At 52.4% G+C, this 16,515-nt stretch carries 17 protein-coding genes; 15 read left to right on the top strand and 2 right to left on the bottom strand.

Annotated features, from left to right (window positions below):
- Nucleotides 1-64 precede the first annotated feature (64 nt).
- The 15 genes from aroK to EHN07_RS08360 all read left to right on the top strand — a co-directional run bounded on the left by aroK (nt 65) and on the right by EHN07_RS08360 (nt 14,102).
- On the top strand, nt 65-586 hold the full coding sequence (gene aroK, locus EHN07_RS08290; protein ID WP_034460280.1) for a shikimate kinase AroK: 522 nt from the start codon (nt 65-67) through the stop codon (nt 584-586).
- 59 nt (nt 587-645) lie between these two features.
- Entirely contained in the window at nt 646-1,734 is a 1,089-nt protein-coding gene (aroB, locus tag EHN07_RS08295) for a 3-dehydroquinate synthase (RefSeq protein WP_124023705.1), read from the top strand.
- Between the two features lie 97 nt (nt 1,735-1,831).
- Nucleotides 1,832-3,139, top strand: coding sequence for a cell division protein DamX (damX, locus tag EHN07_RS08300; RefSeq protein WP_124023706.1), 1,308 nt, complete (start codon nt 1,832-1,834; stop codon nt 3,137-3,139).
- A gap of 64 nt (nt 3,140-3,203) precedes the next feature.
- Entirely contained in the window at nt 3,204-4,025 is an 822-nt protein-coding gene (gene dam, locus EHN07_RS08305; protein WP_124023707.1) for an adenine-specific DNA-methyltransferase, read from the top strand.
- 45 nt (nt 4,026-4,070) lie between these two features.
- Nucleotides 4,071-4,748 carry a ribulose-phosphate 3-epimerase gene (rpe, locus tag EHN07_RS08310; RefSeq protein WP_124023708.1) on the top strand — a complete coding sequence of 226 codons (678 nt, stop codon included), beginning with the start codon at nt 4,071-4,073 and terminating at the stop codon, nt 4,746-4,748.
- On the top strand, nt 4,741-5,454 hold the full coding sequence (locus EHN07_RS08315; protein ID WP_124023709.1) for a phosphoglycolate phosphatase: 714 nt from the start codon (nt 4,741-4,743) through the stop codon (nt 5,452-5,454). Before rpe ends, EHN07_RS08315 begins: the two co-directional genes overlap by 8 nt.
- Nucleotides 5,447-6,451 (top strand): tryptophan--tRNA ligase, encoded by a 1,005-nt coding sequence (gene trpS / locus EHN07_RS08320; RefSeq protein WP_124023710.1) that lies wholly within the window; start codon nt 5,447-5,449, stop codon nt 6,449-6,451. The genes EHN07_RS08315 and trpS overlap by 8 nt, the downstream gene beginning before the upstream one ends.
- 178 nt (nt 6,452-6,629) lie before the next feature.
- Nucleotides 6,630-7,532: a GntR family transcriptional regulator YhfZ gene (gene yhfZ, locus EHN07_RS08325; protein ID WP_124023711.1), complete on the top strand. Its 903-nt coding sequence runs from the start codon at nt 6,630-6,632 to the stop codon at nt 7,530-7,532.
- A 22-nt stretch (nt 7,533-7,554) separates the two neighbouring features.
- A complete protein-coding gene (locus EHN07_RS08330; protein WP_124023712.1) occupies nt 7,555-7,911 on the top strand; it encodes a PRD domain-containing protein in 357 nt (118 codons plus the stop codon).
- A gap of 89 nt (nt 7,912-8,000) precedes the next feature.
- Nucleotides 8,001-9,173, top strand: a complete 1,173-nt coding sequence (locus tag EHN07_RS08335) for a YhfX family PLP-dependent enzyme (protein ID WP_124023713.1) — start codon at nt 8,001-8,003, stop codon at nt 9,171-9,173.
- Nucleotides 9,166-10,401: a phosphopentomutase gene (locus tag EHN07_RS08340; protein ID WP_124023714.1), complete on the top strand. Its 1,236-nt coding sequence runs from the start codon at nt 9,166-9,168 to the stop codon at nt 10,399-10,401. The genes EHN07_RS08335 and EHN07_RS08340 overlap by 8 nt, the downstream gene beginning before the upstream one ends.
- Entirely contained in the window at nt 10,394-11,284 is an 891-nt protein-coding gene (locus EHN07_RS08345) for a phosphotriesterase-related protein (protein WP_425267173.1), read from the top strand. The genes EHN07_RS08340 and EHN07_RS08345 overlap by 8 nt, the downstream gene beginning before the upstream one ends.
- Before the next feature lie 9 nt (nt 11,285-11,293).
- Nucleotides 11,294-11,647, top strand: coding sequence for a DUF2620 domain-containing protein (locus tag EHN07_RS08350; RefSeq protein WP_124023715.1), 354 nt, complete (start codon nt 11,294-11,296; stop codon nt 11,645-11,647).
- 10 nt (nt 11,648-11,657) lie between these two features.
- Complete coding sequence (locus EHN07_RS08355) at nt 11,658-12,962, top strand: YhfT family protein (protein ID WP_124023716.1); 1,305 nt, start codon at nt 11,658-11,660, stop codon at nt 12,960-12,962.
- Between the two features lie 54 nt (nt 12,963-13,016).
- Nucleotides 13,017-14,102 carry an aminotransferase class V-fold PLP-dependent enzyme gene (locus tag EHN07_RS08360; protein ID WP_124023717.1) on the top strand — a complete coding sequence of 362 codons (1,086 nt, stop codon included), beginning with the start codon at nt 13,017-13,019 and terminating at the stop codon, nt 14,100-14,102.
- A gap of 41 nt (nt 14,103-14,143) precedes the next feature.
- On the opposite strand, the gene cysG is transcribed toward EHN07_RS08360, so the two are convergent.
- Both cysG and nirC read right to left on the bottom strand, forming a co-directional pair.
- Nucleotides 14,144-15,517 (bottom strand): siroheme synthase CysG, encoded by a 1,374-nt coding sequence (gene cysG / locus EHN07_RS08365; RefSeq protein ID WP_124023718.1) that lies wholly within the window; start codon nt 15,515-15,517, stop codon nt 14,144-14,146.
- Nucleotides 15,518-15,536: 19 nt separating this feature from the next.
- Complete coding sequence (nirC, locus tag EHN07_RS08370) at nt 15,537-16,343, bottom strand: nitrite transporter NirC (protein ID WP_124023719.1); 807 nt, start codon at nt 16,341-16,343, stop codon at nt 15,537-15,539.
- Nucleotides 16,344-16,515: the final 172 nt, after the last annotated feature.

The raw sequence follows: 16,515 nt of genomic DNA on the forward strand, positions 1-16,515 counted from the left end.
CGCTGCACCTGGTTGTAACAGGGCGGGTTTATCATCAACGAATTGTCTTAGTAGTACCGAAAAAATGGCAGAGAAACGCAATATCTTTCTGGTTGGGCCTATGGGTGCCGGCAAAAGCACTATTGGGCGTCAGTTAGCTCAGCAACTCAATATGGAATTTTTCGATTCTGATCAAGAGATTGAGAAACGTACCGGAGCTGATGTGGGCTGGGTATTCGACGTTGAAGGCGAAGACGGCTTCCGCGATCGCGAAGAAAAAATCATCAACGAACTCACTGAAAAACAGGGCATTGTGCTGGCAACTGGCGGCGGCTCTGTGAAGTCTCGTGAGACCCGTAACCGTCTCTCCGCCCGTGGAGTTGTGGTGTATCTTGAAACCACAATTGAAAAACAGCTTGCTCGCACGCAGCGTGATAAAAAGCGCCCGCTGCTGCAGGTTGAGACTCCACCGCGTGAAGTTCTTGAAGCCTTAGCTCAGGAACGCAATCCTCTTTATGAAGAGATTGCTGATGTGACGATTCGCACTGACGACCAAAGTGCCAAAGTGGTTGCTAACCAGATTATTAATATGTTGGAAAGCAACTGATTCTGGCTTAATCGAAAAAAACGCCTGCGGGCAAAGCTTCAAAAGGTGGACTTCGCGTTATGGAGAGGTTAACAGTTACTCTCGGGGAACGTAGTTACCCTATCACCATTGCTGCTGGGTTATTTAGTGACCCGGCATCTTTTGGGCCGCTGAAAGATGGCGACCAGACGATGCTGGTGACCAATGAAACCCTGGCGCCGCTCTACCTGGATAAGGTGCGTAGTGTGCTGGAGCAAGCGGGCGTTAAAGTCGATTCCGTCATCCTTCCGGATGGCGAACAATTTAAAAGCCTCGCCGTATTAGACACGGTCTTTACTGCGTTGCTTGAGAAGCCACACGGTCGTGACACGACACTCATTGCCCTTGGCGGTGGTGTCGTGGGTGACCTGACCGGCTTTGCTGCGGCAAGCTATCAACGCGGCGTGCGTTTTATTCAGGTTCCGACCACGCTGCTTTCGCAGGTGGACTCTTCTGTCGGCGGTAAAACAGCCGTTAACCATCCCCTCGGTAAAAATATGATTGGCGCCTTCTACCAACCGGCTTCGGTGGTGGTGGATCTCGACTGTCTACAGACTTTACCTGCGCGGGAGCTGGCGTCTGGCCTGGCAGAAGTGATTAAGTACGGAATTATACTCGACGGCGATTTCTTCAGCTGGCTTGAGGAGCATCTGGATGCTCTGCTTGCGCTTGATGGGAAAGCTTTAGCCTGGTGTATTCGCCGCTGTTGTGAGTTAAAAGCAGAAGTTGTGGCTGCTGATGAGCGCGAAAGCGGCTTACGTGCTTTACTGAATTTGGGCCATACCTTTGGCCACGCCATCGAAGCTGAAATGGGCTATGGCAACTGGCTGCACGGCGAAGCTGTTGCCGCAGGTATGGTGATGGCGGCGCGAACAACTCAGCGTCTTGGCAACCTCAGTGAGAGCGAGGTGCAGCGCATTATTACGCTGTTACAGCGTGCCGGACTGCCGGTGACCGGGCCGAAAGAAATGTCAGCCGACGCGTATATGCCCCACATGATGCGTGACAAGAAAGTTTTGGCAGGTGAGCTGCGCTTAGTGCTGCCACTAGCAATCGGGAAGAGTGAAATGCGTGGCGGAGTGCCACACGATGTCGTTTTATCCGCCATTGCTGATTGTCAGCAGGCTTAATTATTAGAAATTTCGGTCGCTGAAGTCAGGCGATTTTTAACTTCGGGTTTTATGCTGAGTTTGAATCACTGGCATAAGCCTTTGAGTGGGGTGTTAAATGGATGAATTTAAACCGGAAGACGAGCTGAAACCCGATCCCAGCGATCGCCGTTCTGGCCGTAACCGTAAAGCTGATGAGCGCGAACACGAGCCGCAGCTCAATGTCGATGATGTCGAGTTAGACGCCGACGAGCCTCGTCCTGCGCGCACCCGCCGTACTCGTGATGAAGAAGAGTATGAAAGTGATGAAGATCTGCAGCTTGAAGCAGAAGAACGTCGCCCGGCACGCACGCGTAAAAAATCCGCTAAACAGAACGTTCCGGTATCCCGCCAGCATCTGATGATGGGCGTGGGTATTCTTGTCCTGCTGCTGTTAATCATCGGCATCGGCTCGGCGCTCAAAGCCCCTTCTGGCGATGCTGAAACTGCAAATCAGCAGCCGGGTGCGGAGAAAAATATTGATTTATCTGGCGCAAATGGCAGCCCGGCCGATCGGGCTAATGGCGCGCAGCCGCAGCCAGGTAATACTTCTGTCACTAACCAGACCGAAAACGCAGGTAACCCACAAGAAGTGACGCTTCCAGCCATTTCTTCAACGCCGACTGAAGCCCTGGCTCAGCCTGCGCCTCAGGGCCAGCAACGCGTTGAAGTTCCGGGCGATCTGAATAATGCTCTGACTCAACAGTCGGGCCAGATTGATAACGCGGTGAACAGCTCTACGCTGCCAACGGCTCCGGCTACTGTTGCAGCTGTGGCCGGCGCAACTACCGCTCCTCGTGCCGTCGCGAAATCGCAGCCGGAGAAACAAGCAGCGCCGCGTCAGGAACGTCGAACCACCGTGATTGAGCCGCAGCACAAAGCCCAGCCCGTTAAACCTGCTCAACAAGTTGTCAAAGCCGAGCCAAAACCAGCGGCGGTAGCCAAACGTAGCGAACCGGTTACGGCCACTACGCCTGCTAAAGCACCGGTTAGCGCAGTCGCTCCGAAAGCGAACGTGACTCAAACGGCAGCCGCTCCGGCACCGAAAGCGGCTGCCGCGCCTGTCGCTGTGGCCGCAGGCGCAGTAGCAGGCGCAGTAGCAGGTGATGCCAGCGCCATCAAAGGTGCGCCAGGCAGCCATTACACCTTGCAGCTCAGCTCCTCGTCTAACTCAGCCAATCTGAACGCCTGGGCGAAGAAAGAGAATCTGCAGCACTATATGGTTTACCAGACGGTGCGTAATGGTCAGCCGTGGTATGTGTTGGTCAGCGGTATCTATGCCAATAAAGACGAGGCAAAGCGCGCCGTTGCAACATTGCCGGCCGATGTACAGGCCAAGAATCCATGGGCAAAGCCTATCCACCAGGTTCAGTCCGATCTGAAGTGATGAGCAAGCGCAGCCGCTGTTGGAGCCTTTCCACAGCAGGAAAAGGTGTAAATAGTCAGGCAGCATGAAAAAAAATCGCGCTTTTCTGAAATGGGCGGGGGGGAAATACCCCCTGCTCGAAGAGATTAAAAAGTATCTGCCGCAAGGTGATTGTCTGATTGAGCCGTTCGTCGGCGCAGGTTCAGTCTTTCTGAATACTGATTACTCACGCTATATCCTCGCCGATATTAATAGCGATCTGATTAACCTCTATAACATCGTCAAAACTCGCACGGATGAGTACGTTCAGGAGTCGCGTAAGCTCTTTACCGCAGAGCAAAACGATGAGCAGGCGTTCTATCTTAATCGCGGTGAATTTAACCAGTGTCGGGATGAGTTTCGCCGTGCGCTGCTGTTTTTATATCTGAACCGCCATTGTTACAACGGACTGTGTCGTTATAACCTACGGGGCGAATTTAACGTTCCGTTTGGCCGCTACATCAAACCCTACTTCCCTGAAGAAGAGTTGTATCATTTTGCCGAACGAGCACAGAACGCCACATTCCTGTGCCAGTCGTATGATGTCAGCATGGTGGATGTGAGTGCGGGTTCGGTGGTCTATTGCGACCCTCCGTACGCGCCGTTGTCTGCAACGGCTAATTTTACGGCCTACCACACCGACAGCTTTAATATGGTGCAGCAGCAGCATCTGGTGCAGCTGGCCGAAAGTCTGCAGGGAAATCGCATCCCGGTGCTGATTTCTAACCATGATACGGAGCTGACCCGGTTGTTATACCAACAGGCGGAAATGTATAAATTGCAGGCCCGTCGCAGCATTAGCCGAAATGGTGGAACGCGTAACAAGGTGGACGAACTGCTGGCGCTGTATAAGGTCGTCGGTGCCTGAAATATTTCGTCCGCGGTCGTTTTTGATTTGCTACTGGAGAAGCGGATGAAACAGTATTTGATTGCCCCCTCAATCCTCTCAGCCGACTTTGCCCGCCTGGGCGAGGATACGGCCGCAGTGCTGGCTGCTGGTGCGGATGTGGTCCATTTCGATGTTATGGATAACCATTATGTGCCTAACCTCACCATTGGTCCGATGGTGTTAAAAGCGCTGCGTGACTACGGTATTACCGCCCCTATTGATGTGCACCTGATGGTGAAGCCCGTCGACCGTATTATTCCGGATTTCGCCGCCGCGGGTGCCAACATTATTACCTTCCACCCGGAAGCGTCAGAACATGTTGACCGTTCCCTGCAGCTGATTAAAGAGCATGGCTGCCAGGCAGGCCTGGTGTTTAATCCGGCGACATCGCTCAGCTGGCTCGATCACGTGATGGATAAACTGGATGTTATTTTGCTGATGTCGGTGAACCCAGGATTTGGTGGGCAGTCATTTATTCCTCATACGCTGGAAAAGCTGCGTCAGGTGCGTGAGCACATTGATGCTTCCGGCTATAACATTCGGCTGGAAGTTGACGGCGGCGTCAAGGCAGACAACATCGCTGAAATTGCCGCGGCAGGCGCAGATATGTTTGTTGCAGGCTCTGCAATCTTCAATCAGCCTAATTACAAAGCCGTAATTGACAGCATGCGTAGCGAATTGGCAAAGGTAACTCATGGATAAGTTAAATAAAATTCGCGGTATCGCCTTCGATTTAGACGGTACCCTGGTTGACACCGCATTGGGTTTAACCGAGGCTTTGGACCAGGCGCTGTACGCGCTGGAGCTGCCAACGGCGGGTGAAGAGAATGTTGAAAAGTGGATTGGCAACGGGGCCGATGTGCTGATTCAGCGCGCGCTGAGCTGGGCATTAAAAGGCGAAGAGCCAGAGGCTGACAAATGCCGCATCGCTCGTAAGCTGTTTGACACTTTTTATGCACAAACAGCGGAAGAGGGGAGCTTCCTGTTCCCGGAAGTGGCCGCCACGCTAGCGGTTTTGGCTGAAAAAGGCCTGCCGATGGGGCTGGTGACGAATAAGCCGACGCCGTTTGTGCTGCCGATGCTGGAAAGATTAGGCATCGCGCATTATTTTAAAGTCATTATTGGTGGCGATGATGTGGAACATAAGAAACCGCATCCTGAAGCGCTGCACAAAGTGATGGAAACGTTGAATTTGAGCGCTGAGGAATTACTGTTTGTGGGCGATTCCCGCAACGATATTCTGGCCGCGCAGGCAGCCGGATGCCGTGCGGTGGGCCTGACTTACGGTTATAACTATGGTGAATCCATCGAGTTGAGCCACCCCGATTTTGTGTTTGACCGTTTCAACGATTTATTGCCCGCGTTAGGGCTCTCCAGCAAAGAACATCAGGAATCAGATCATGAGTAAACCCATTGTCTTTAGTGGCGCGCAGCCATCAGGTGAATTGACCATTGGTAACTACATGGGTGCGCTGCGTCAGTGGGTCCAGATGCAGGATGACTACGACTGCATTTACTGCATCGTCGATCAGCATGCGATCACCGCGCGTCAGGATGCGACACAACTACGCAGCCGTACTCTCGATACGCTGGCGTTGTATCTGGCTTGCGGTATCGACCCGGCTAAAAGCACTATCTTTGTACAGTCCCACGTGCCAGAACATGCGCAACTGGGCTGGGTGCTGAACTGCTACACCTATTTCGGAGAGCTGAGCCGTATGACTCAGTTTAAAGACAAGTCTTCCCGTTATGCGGAAAACATTAACGCCGGTCTTTTCGATTATCCGGTGCTGATGGCCGCGGATATCTTGCTGTACCAGACCAATCTGGTGCCGGTCGGCGAAGATCAGAAACAACACCTGGAACTGAGTCGCGATATCGCTGCACGTTTCAATGCGCTGTACGGTGATGTGTTCAAAGTGCCTGAACCGTTTATTCCGAAATCCGGTGCTCGAGTGATGTCTCTGCTTGAGCCGACCAAGAAAATGTCTAAATCAGACGATAACCGTAATAATGTTATCGGCCTGCTGGAAGACCCGAAATCCGTCGTGAAGAAAATCAAACGCGCAGTCACCGATTCCGACGAGCCGCCTGTTGTGCGCTACGATACCGCCAGCAAAGCGGGTGTCTCCAACATGTTGGATATTCTTTCCGGTGTGACGGGTAAATCCATTACTGAGCTTGAGCAGCACTTCGAAGGCAAAATGTATGGTCACCTGAAAGGTGAAGTTGCTGAGGCGGTTTCTGGCATGCTCACTGAATTGCAGGAGCGTTTCCACCGTTTCCGTAATGACGAAGCCTATTTGCAGCAAGTGATGAAAGATGGTTCCGATAAAGCCCGCGCACACGCCAGCGCTACGCTGAAGAAAGTCTATGAAGTGATTGGCTTTGTGGCACAGCCTTAATCGGTAAGTTCTTCTAATCCCTCTTCTCCGGAAGAGGGATTGTCCAGCTTCTCCCGCTCCTCATTCATTCCCCCGCTAAATATCTTTTGTGACCCCATTCTCTTTTTGCATCTTTCACGTTTGCCATTTATATTCATTTTAATGAAGATATAAAGATTCAATAAAATGAAGATTAATTATGAGCCGTAGCTTTATCAAGAAAGAAGGTGTCGCCCAGGCGAGCCTGGCACGTTATTTACTGGGTGAGAAAAAAGGTAATCGACTGAAAACTATCGACGAACTTGCAACAGAATGTCGATTCTCAGTCGGGCTGATTCAATCCGCATTAAAAACTCTTGAGAAAGCGGGTGCGGTATCTGTTGAGCGTCGTGGGCGCAACGGCAGCTATCTGGTGAATATGGATAACAAAGCCTTATTGGCTTTTGCCGATATTGGCAATGTCGTGTGTGCTATGCCTTTGCCTTACACCCGGCTGTACGAAGGTTTAGCCAGTGGCCTGAAGGCACAGTTTGATGGCATACCATTTTATTACGCACATATGCGTGGCTCAGATGTCCGCGTAGAGTGCTTGTTGAATGGCGTTTACGACCTGGCGGTAGTGTCCCGCCTGGCGGCACAAAGTTATCTTGATAACGGTGATGTTTGCATGGCGCTGGAACTTGGTCCGCATACTTACGTTGGTGAACATAAGCTGATTCGCCGCGCAGCATCGCAACACATCAGGCGCGTTGGTCTGGACCCGCGTTCTGCCGATCAGCGCATCATGACCGAGATTTATTTTTCTGCTCAGCCCGTTGAGATACTCGATGTGCCTTACCACGAGTGTATTAATCGCATAGCGAAAGGCGAAATTGACGCCGTTATCTGGAACGTGGGTGGCGAGGCCGATTTGGCATTGCTCGGCCTGCTGGCACAGCCATTGAATGGCGACCCTCGTTATGTGCAGGCCTCCGAAGCCGTGGTGCTGACTCGAGCGGATGATGTGCCCATTCAGCAATTGCTGCGCACGGTGGTGCACAAAAGTGAATTGCTTGCCCATCAACAAAGAGTGTTACAGGGCAAGCAGGAGCCAAGCTACTGAGTTTTACAAGGGGGAGGAAATAGTGGAAGAGCGGCTAAATCTATTGTGTGAAGCGGGAGTTATCGACCGTGATATTTGCGACGGCATGTTGGGCGTTGTTGAGCAGCTAGAAAACGTATGGGCAATTCCGGTACGCAATGAACAAGGTGAAATGGCAATGACGCATATGGCGAATGCGTTGATGCGTAGCCGCCGTGGCGAGGAAATCGGCCCGCTTGATGAGGCGCTGCTGGAGGAAATTGTCAGCTCGCAGGCCTGGGCAGAACTGCTGCCGATTCATCGCGCCATGCTGGCACCATTTGACGTAACGCTTCATCCCAATGAAGAGGGTTACCTGCTGGCTAACCTGTTTAGCCTGTGGATGGCCAGCAAAGGCTAACAATTTTTTTCAGCAAACCGCTTTGCTTTAAATATTCAAAAAAATGATTATTTAATGATTTTTCCAGCTAAGCGTCGAGAGGCAAAGGCATGTTTATTGAAGCACTCAAGGCACAGAATCCGGCGCTAATTGAGGCCGCAATCAAGTTATGGCGTCAGGGCGATATTCTGCCCGACACCTGTGTTATCGATGTTGATCAGGTCCTGGAAAACGGCCGCCGTCTGCTGGAAATAGCGGAAAGTCACGGCATCACCTTATATCTGATGACTAAACAGCTCGGGCGTAACCCGTGGATGGCAAAGCGGCTAATAGAAATTGGTTTTCACGGTGCCGTGGCGGTGGATTTTAAAGAAGCTCGCACGTTACGTAATGCCGAAGTCCCTGTCTCGCACGTTGGGCATTTGGTGCAGGTGCCTTCAGGTTTGGTCCACGAGAATGTGACGTCGGCTACGGAGATGATCACCGTGTTCTCACTCGAAAAAGCACAGGAAATCTCAGATGCGGCGCAGCGAGCCGGATTGACTCAAGCCATTATGCTGAAAGTCTTTGATGAAAAAGACAAACTTTACCCGGGGCAAGAGGCAGGCTTCCCGCTGTCTGAGATGGAAAAAACGGCCGCGGCCATCGGCAATATGCCCGGTGTGAAAATCTCGGGGTTGACCCATTTCCCCTGTCTGCTTTGGGACCAGGATTTGCAGCAAACGCAGCCAACACCGAACCTGCATACGCTTTTGCAGGCACGCGACCGGCTTCGCACTCTGGGTATAGAAGTGGCTCAGCTCAACGCGCCATCGGCTTCAAGTTGCAGCACACTATCGCTGCTTGCCGAATATGGCGTGACGCATGCCGAGCCGGGACATGCGCTGACCGGCACCATTCCCGCCAACCAGCGCGGCGACCAGCCAGAACGCATCGCCATGCTGTATCTCACCGAAATATCACATCAATTTCAGGGCAACAGCTACTGCTTTGGCGGTGGCTACTATCGTCGCGGCCATGCGCAACATGCCCTGGTTTATCCGTTACAGGGCGGTGTGGCTTGCGCAAACGTATTACCCATGGATGACAGCAGCATTGATTACCATATTGGGCTGGCGGGGGAATTCCCCATTGCTACCCCGGTGGTGATGTGTTTTCGCACCCAGGTTTTTGTTACGCGCAGTGATGTCGCATTGGTTTCTGGAATCAGTCACGGAAAACCAGTGCTCGAAGCACTGTATGACAGCCTCGGTAACCCTATTTGCGGAGGTTCACGTGAGTAAGTTTGTGGTGATAGTGATAGACAGTTTTGGCGTGGGGGCAATGGATGATGTGCCGCTGGTTCGCCCGGAAGATATTGGCGCGAATACGTGCGGGCATATTTTACAGCGCTTCCCACAGCTTCGCTTACCGGTGCTGGAAAAACTTGGCCTGATTAACGCGCTGGGCTTTAGCGAAGGGGTGATGCGCCCTTCAGCAGAGGCTGTGTACGGTACTGCGGCGCTGCAACATGAGGGAGGAGATACTTTTATGGGCCACCAGGAAATCCTGGGGACTCGCCCACAGGCACCGCTGCGCATGCCGTTCTCAGAAGTTATCGACGAAGTGGAACGGGCATTAAAAGCTGATTGCTGGCAGGTCGAGCGTATTGGTAACGGCCTGCAATATTTGTGGGTCAATCAGGCGGTGGCGATTGGCGACAATCTGGAGGCCGATCTCGGCCAGGTGTTTAATATCAGCGCCAATTTAAACGCGATCTCTTTCGATGAAGTGCGCGCCATTGGTGCCATTGTGCGCCGCTGCGTGCAGGTCGGGCGGGTGATTGCTTTTGGTGGCGAGCTTGAAAGCAGCCAGCAGCTCCAGAGGGCGGTCGAGGAAAAACAGGGAAAATATATCGGCATTAATGCGCCGCGATCCGGCATTTATCAGCATGGGTTCCAGGTTGTTCATATGGGCTTTGGCGTGAATGCCAGCGTGCAGGTGCCGCAAAAATTATATGACGCAGGCGTTAAAACGGTGCTGGTCGGTAAAGTCGCAGATATCGCTATTAACCCGCACGGCGTCAGCTACCAGAACCTCGTCGATACCCAGCAGATTATGGATCTCACGCTGGATGAACTGCAAAAACCGGGCGATGTTTTTATCTGCACAAACATTCAGGAAACCGATCTTGCCGGGCATGCTGAAGATGTCGCACGTTATGCGGAACGGCTTGAGGTGGTCGACAAAAATCTCGCTCGTCTGATGGATGCCATGCAGCCAGGCGATTGCCTGGTCGTGATGGCCGACCATGGTAACGATCCCACTATCGGTCACAGCAAACACACGCGTGAAAATGTACCGCTATTAGTCTGGCAGCCTGGAATATTCCCTTCCTCTCTTGGTGCCAGAAAAACGCTGTCTGATGTTGGCGCGACCGTCTGCGATTTCTTCAAAGCGAGTGCGCCACAAAACGGTACATCCTTCCTGTCGCTGCTCAACACTACAAATACTGGAGTCAATCATGGCTGAACCGCTGCGCATTGACGCGTCGGGTTATACCTATGCTCACGAGCATCTGCATATCGACCTGTCGTCATTCAAAAACAACATTGATTGCCGTCTCGATCAGTACGGCCCGATCTGTGCGGAAATGAAAACGCTTTATGGATTAGGCGTGCGCAATATCATTGAAATGACCAACCGCTATATGGGGCGCAACCCCCAGTTTATGCTGGATATTATGCGCGATAGTGGCATGAACGTGGTGGCGTGTACCGGTTACTACCAGCATGACTTCTTCCCGGCGCATGTTGCCAGCACCAGCGTAGAAAAGCTGGCGCAGGAGATGATCGACGAAATCGAAATTGGCATTGATGGTACCGCGCTTAAAGCGGGCATCATTGCGGAAATCGGTTCGAGCGTGGACGTGATAACGCCGGATGAAGCAAAAGTGTTTGCCGCTGCGGCCATTGCGCACCGGGAGACAGGGCGTCCAATTTCCACGCACACCTCTTTTAGCACTATGGGCCTGGAACAGCTGGCGCTACTAAAAAGCCATGGCGTGGATCTTTCCCGAGTGGTTATCGGCCATTGCGATCTGAAGGATAATCTCGACAACATTCTGCGCATGATTGAACAGGGCGCGTATGTGCAGTTCGATACCATTGGCAAGAACAACTATTACCCGGATGTAAAACGCGTGGCGATGCTGCAAGAGATCGCCAGCCGCGGCTTACTCGACCACGTGATGCTCTCTATGGATATCACCCGCCGTTCGCATCTCAAGGCCAACGGCGGTCCCGGTTTTGATTATTTGCTGACAACGTTCGTGCCTTTGTTGCAGGAGGCGGGTTTCTCTCAGGCCGACGTTGATTTGATGTTACGTGACAACCCCTCTGTCTTCTTTAAATAAGGATTTCTCATGAAAAAGATCGGTGTTGCTGGCTTACAGCGCGAACTCATTAAAAAAACCATCGAAACTTCTGCTCCTGGCTGCTTTGAAGTGTTGATTTATAACGATATGGAAGCGGCAATGAAGGTGAAATCCGGGCAACTTGATTATTACATCGGTGCTTGTAATACCGGTGCCGGTGCGGCGCTATCTATCGCCATTGCGGTGATTGGCTATAACAAAAGCTGCACTATCGCGAAGCCCGGTATCAAGGCGAAGGAAGAGCTGATTGCCAAAATGGTGGCGGAGGGCAAAGTTGCTTTTGGTCTGTCGGTTGAGCATATCGAACATGCCATTCCGATGCTTATCGCTCACTTAAAATAAAGGCAGCGCTATGGATTTCTACATTCAACTAGCCGTGGTGGCTTGCCTGACCGGCATGACCGCACTACTGGCACACAAGTCAGCAGCAGTATTCCACGATGGTATTCGTCCGATCCTGCCGCAACTGATTGAAGGCAATATGAACCGCCGTGAGGCAGGCAGTATCGCCTTTGGTCTGAGTATTGGTTTTGTGGCCTCGGTGGGTATTTCCTTTACGCTGAAAACTGGGCTGCTTAACAGCTGGTTACTGTTTTTGCCCACCGATATTCTCGGTGTGCTGGCGCTTAACGGATGGCTGGCGTTTGGGCTAGGGGCGGTATGGGGAATACTCATCCTGACCTGTCTGCTTCCGGTAAACCACCTGCTGACGGCACTGCCGGTGGATGTCTTGGGTTCACTGGGCGAATTGAGTTCACCGGTGGTTTCCGCGTTTGCTTTATTCCCGCTAGTGGCGATTTTCTATCAGTTTGGCTGGAAGAACAGTGTTTTTGCCGCGGTTGTGGTGCTGATGACGCGCGTACTTATCGTACGTTTCTTCCCGCATCTAAACCCTGAGTCCATTGAGATCTTTGTCGGCATGATTATGCTGCTGGGAATTGCTATTACCAAAGATAGCCGTGCTCGCGCGCAACAGGAGCATGATGATGGCGGGGTGTCGGTCTTTGAAGAGCGAACCTCGCGCATTATCAAGAACCTCCCGTACATCGCTATTGTGGGGGGCTTGATTGCAGCCGTTGCCAGCATGAAGATTTTTGCCGGCTCTGAAGTGTCTATCTTTACGCTTGAGAAAGCCTACACCGCAGGTCTCGACCCCGCGCAGTCACAGACGCTGATTAATCAGGCTGCTCTGGCTGAATTCATGCGTGGCCTGGGGTTTGTGCCGATGATTGCGACTACTGCGCTGGCGACTGGCGTGTATGCTGTGGCAGGCTTTACCTTTGTGTTTGCCATCGGCTATCTAATCTCGAATCCGCTGATAGCATTTTTAGTGGGTGCCGTGGTGATTTCCATCGAAGTCCTGCTGCTGCGCTCCATCGGAAAATGGCTGGGCCGCTATCCATCAGTGCGTAACGCCTCGGATAACATACGTAACGCCATGAATATGCTGATGGAAATGGCATTGCTGATCGGCTCCATTTTCGCCGCTATCAAAATGGCTGGCTACACCGGCTTTACCATTGCGGCGGCGATTTATTTCCTCAATGAATCCCTGGGCCGTCCGGTTCAGAAAATGGCATCGCCTGTGGTTGCGGTGCTGATCACCGGTATCGTACTGAATATTCTCTATTATTGCGGCCTGTTTATTCCGGTCTGATTTCTCTCTTTGCCCACGGCCCTAAAGGGCGGTGGGCTTCACGGAGCGCATAAAGTGAAAACCTGGCCTTTGCAGAGCCTGACGATGGAACAGGCGCAGCATAAACAGTTCCAACTGGTTGATATTATTTGCCGCCATTTTCCCGGCAGCGATTTTCTTAACGCAGGCGATCTTGGCCTGGTTCCGGGGCTGAATCAGCCGCAAATGACTCACCGGGTTGAATCTGTCCTGGCAGATTTCTTCGGTACATCTGCAGCGGTGATGGTGCAGGGGGCAGGGACAGGCGCCATTCGCAGCGGGCTGGCGGTATTACTGAAAGCGGGTGGCCGCTTGCTGATTCATGATGCACCGCTGTATCCCACAACGGCGGCGATCGCTGAGCAAATGGGATTACAGCTTATCCGTGCCGATTTTAATCAGCTTGATAAGGTTAAAAAGGTTATTGAAAATCACCGGCCACAGGCCGCACTGATTCAGCATACGCGCCAGAAAATGGATGATTCATACGGATTACAAGAGGTTATAGCTTGTTTTAACCAGTATGGATTAGCGTCGTTAACCGATGATAATTACGCGGTGATGAAGGTGGATAAGATTGGCTGCGAATGTGGCGCGACGCTTGCAACATTTTCCTGTTTTAAACTCTTTGGGCCACCGGGAATTGGCGTGGTGGTTGGGGATGACAAAGCGGTGAAGGCGGTGCGACAGAGTATGTATTCAGGTGGGAGTCAGATTCAGGGTTTCCAGGCTATGGACGCGTTACGTGGGTTAGTCTTCGCACCTGTGATGCATGCGGTTCAGGCTCAGGTAAATGATAGCCTGGTTAAGCAACTCAGCACAGGGAGTATTCCACTGGTGAAACAAGCATTTATCGCCAATGCGCAATCTAAAGTGCTGTTGGTGGAGTTTCATCAACCGATTGCTGAAAAGGTTCTGGCGAAGGCCCAACGGCTGGGGGCATTGCCCTATCCGGTTGGTGCTGAGTCCAGATATGAAATCCCGCCGCTTTTTTACCGGGTATCGGGCACGTTCCGTCAGTCTGACCCGACGCTTGAGCAGCGTATGATTCGCATCAATCCAAACCGCAGTGGCGCGCAGACGGTACTGAGAATATTGCGAGAGAGCTGTGAGGGATTATAAATGACATCGCCCAGGTAAAAAGGGCGATGTCATTAAAGGAATTAATGATTAGAGAACCAGTTAAGTCTATCGCGCAGCGCAACAACGCGGCCGACAATAATCAGCGCCGGGCTTGCAACCTGAGTTGATAATACGCCGAGTTCACTTAATACGCCGCTGACAACGCGCTGTTTAACGGAAGTCCCATTTTCAACCAGCGCCACCGGCATATCGGCCGCCATACCGTGCTCAATCAGTTTTTGCTGGATTGCCGGTGCCTGGTTCAGGCCCATATAAAAGACCAGCGTCTGTTTTTCCGCCGCCAGGTTTTCCCAGTCCAGTTCGCCGCCGGTTTTCAGATGGCCCGTTACCAGACGCACGCTTTGCGCGTAATCACGGTGAGTTAACGGGATACCGGAATAAGCTGAGCAGCCTGATGCAGCGGTAATGCCCGGCACCACCGAGAACGGAATATCTCCATCGCACAGGGTTTCCAGCTCTTCACCGCCGCGGCCAAAGATAAAGGGATCGCCGCCTTTCAGGCGCACGACGCGCTTACCGCTTTGCGCTTCGCGCAGCAGGATCTGGTTAATCTCTTCTTGTGGGACGCAGTGATAGCCCGCGCGTTTGCCGACAAACACACGGTCTGCATCGCGGCGCACCAGGTTCATAATATCGTCGGAAACCAGGCGGTCATACACCACTACGTCAGCCTGCTGGATTTGCTGTAACCCTTTCAGCGTCAATAAACCCGCATCACCGGGGCCAGCCCCGACCAGCACCACTTCGCCGCGGTGATCGAGCGGGGTGGCGAACATCGAGTCAGTTTCTTGGTCGATAGCCTGCTGGTCTTCGTTAGCCAGGTATTGCGCCAGACGATCGTTAGTGAAGAATTTTTCCCAGAAGCGGCGACGCTCGCCCATGGTTTTGAAATTGGCTTTTACCCGGCCCCGCAGCGTGCCGGCATAAGAGGCGATTTTCCCCAGGTGCAGCGGCAGCAGAGATTCGAGTTTTTCACGCAGCAGACGGGCCAGAACCGGGGAGGTGCCACCGGAGGAAACGGCCACCATCAGCGGTGAACGGTCGATAATCGATGGCATGATAAAGCTTGCCTGTTTTGGCGCATCGACCACATTACAGAAAATACGGCGGGATTCGCAGCTCGCGCTGACCTGTTGATTCACCGCATCATTGTCTGTGGCGGCAATCGCCAGCCAGCAAACGTCAAGCAGTGCGGGGTTAAATTCCCCCTGAGCAAGCGTAATCATGCCCTGTTCCGCCCACGCATGAAATTGCGGCGAGAAGTCCAGGGCATTAACGGTGACTCGTGCACCTGCCTCCATCAACAAACGCGCTTTACGCTCTGCAACATCGCCACCGCCGACTAACAGGCAGGCACGGCCTTGCAATTGACAAAATATAGGCAGGTGATCCACGGTCAATCCTCAAAAGAAATTAGTTGCGTGCAGTCTCCGGCGCAGCGATTCGCTCAGGCTGTGGACGCTCGGCTTTCGGCGTAGCATACCAATAACCCAGACCCATGAATACTACGCCAGAAAGGGTATTCCCAAGCGTTACCCACAGCAGGTTGTGACCGATGCCAGAGAGGGTATAAGCATCGCCGTGATGACCAAACCAGGAGAGTGCAAACAGCGTCATGTTAGCGATGGAGTGCTCGTAACCGGAAGCGATAAACGCCAGCAGGCACCACCAGATGGCGATGAATTTCGCCGCGCCTTCAGTACGCACAGCCATCCAGATTGCAAGACAAACCAGCCAGTTACACAGTGCGCCTTTAAAGAACAGCACCATTGCTGGAGCGGAGGTTTTTGCCAGCGCCGCAGTATGAAGCAGGCTGGTATCTAACGGCAGCAGGCTACCGCCGCCCCATTTGTACAGCAGCGCGACAAATACGGAGCCCGCCAGGTTACCCAGCCAGGTTTGTGGCAAAATGCCCCACATCTGAGCTTGAGAAATAGTGCCCGCTTTCACACCAAAGGTCAGGAACATGGTGTGGCCGGTGAATAATTCAGAGCCCGCGATGATAACCAGCGTCAGGGCGATACCGAAAGTGGCTCCCATCACCAGCGGACGCAGTGCGGGATCAACCAGGTTTCCGAGGGTGAAAATCAGAATGATCCCCAGACCCACGTAAGCTCCCGCCATTGCGGAACTGATCCAGAAACCAAGCGGGTTGTTTGACGACAATCGGGCAATGCGCGCGGCATTCGCCGCACATTTATTAATGGTATCGGTGAACATTTGTGTTATCCCAATAAAGTGAAAGAAAAGTAAATAAGTGAGATTTTTGACAAAGAAGGAAAAAGCGTGGTTTTTCCTTCTTTGTCGTTATCAGCCTGAAAATCAATAACTTGATTTTCCCTTGTTTTTTTATTAATGGTCTATGTTCGTTTTGGCACAACTCATGAGGTTT

Source organism: Buttiauxella warmboldiae, from assembly GCF_003818135.1.
In the GTDB taxonomy this organism is placed as follows: Bacteria; Pseudomonadota; Gammaproteobacteria; order Enterobacterales; family Enterobacteriaceae; genus Buttiauxella; species Buttiauxella warmboldiae.

Coding starts and splice junctions, on each gene's coding strand:
- aroK (WP_034460280.1), top strand. CDS start 65: ATGGCAGAGAAACGCAATATCTTTCTGGTTGGGCCTATGGGTGCCGGC.
- aroB (WP_124023705.1), top strand. CDS start 646: ATGGAGAGGTTAACAGTTACTCTCGGGGAACGTAGTTACCCTATCACC.
- damX (WP_124023706.1), top strand. CDS start 1,832: ATGGATGAATTTAAACCGGAAGACGAGCTGAAACCCGATCCCAGCGAT.
- dam (WP_124023707.1), top strand. CDS start 3,204: ATGAAAAAAAATCGCGCTTTTCTGAAATGGGCGGGGGGGAAATACCCC.
- rpe (WP_124023708.1), top strand. CDS start 4,071: ATGAAACAGTATTTGATTGCCCCCTCAATCCTCTCAGCCGACTTTGCC.
- EHN07_RS08315 (WP_124023709.1), top strand. CDS start 4,741: ATGGATAAGTTAAATAAAATTCGCGGTATCGCCTTCGATTTAGACGGT.
- trpS (WP_124023710.1), top strand. CDS start 5,447: ATGAGTAAACCCATTGTCTTTAGTGGCGCGCAGCCATCAGGTGAATTG.
- yhfZ (WP_124023711.1), top strand. CDS start 6,630: ATGAGCCGTAGCTTTATCAAGAAAGAAGGTGTCGCCCAGGCGAGCCTG.
- EHN07_RS08335 (WP_124023713.1), top strand. CDS start 8,001: ATGTTTATTGAAGCACTCAAGGCACAGAATCCGGCGCTAATTGAGGCC.
- EHN07_RS08345 (WP_425267173.1), top strand. CDS start 10,394: ATGGCTGAACCGCTGCGCATTGACGCGTCGGGTTATACCTATGCTCAC.
- EHN07_RS08350 (WP_124023715.1), top strand. CDS start 11,294: ATGAAAAAGATCGGTGTTGCTGGCTTACAGCGCGAACTCATTAAAAAA.
- EHN07_RS08355 (WP_124023716.1), top strand. CDS start 11,658: ATGGATTTCTACATTCAACTAGCCGTGGTGGCTTGCCTGACCGGCATG.
- nirC (WP_124023719.1), bottom strand. CDS start 16,343: ATGTTCACCGATACCATTAATAAATGTGCGGCGAATGCCGCGCGCATT.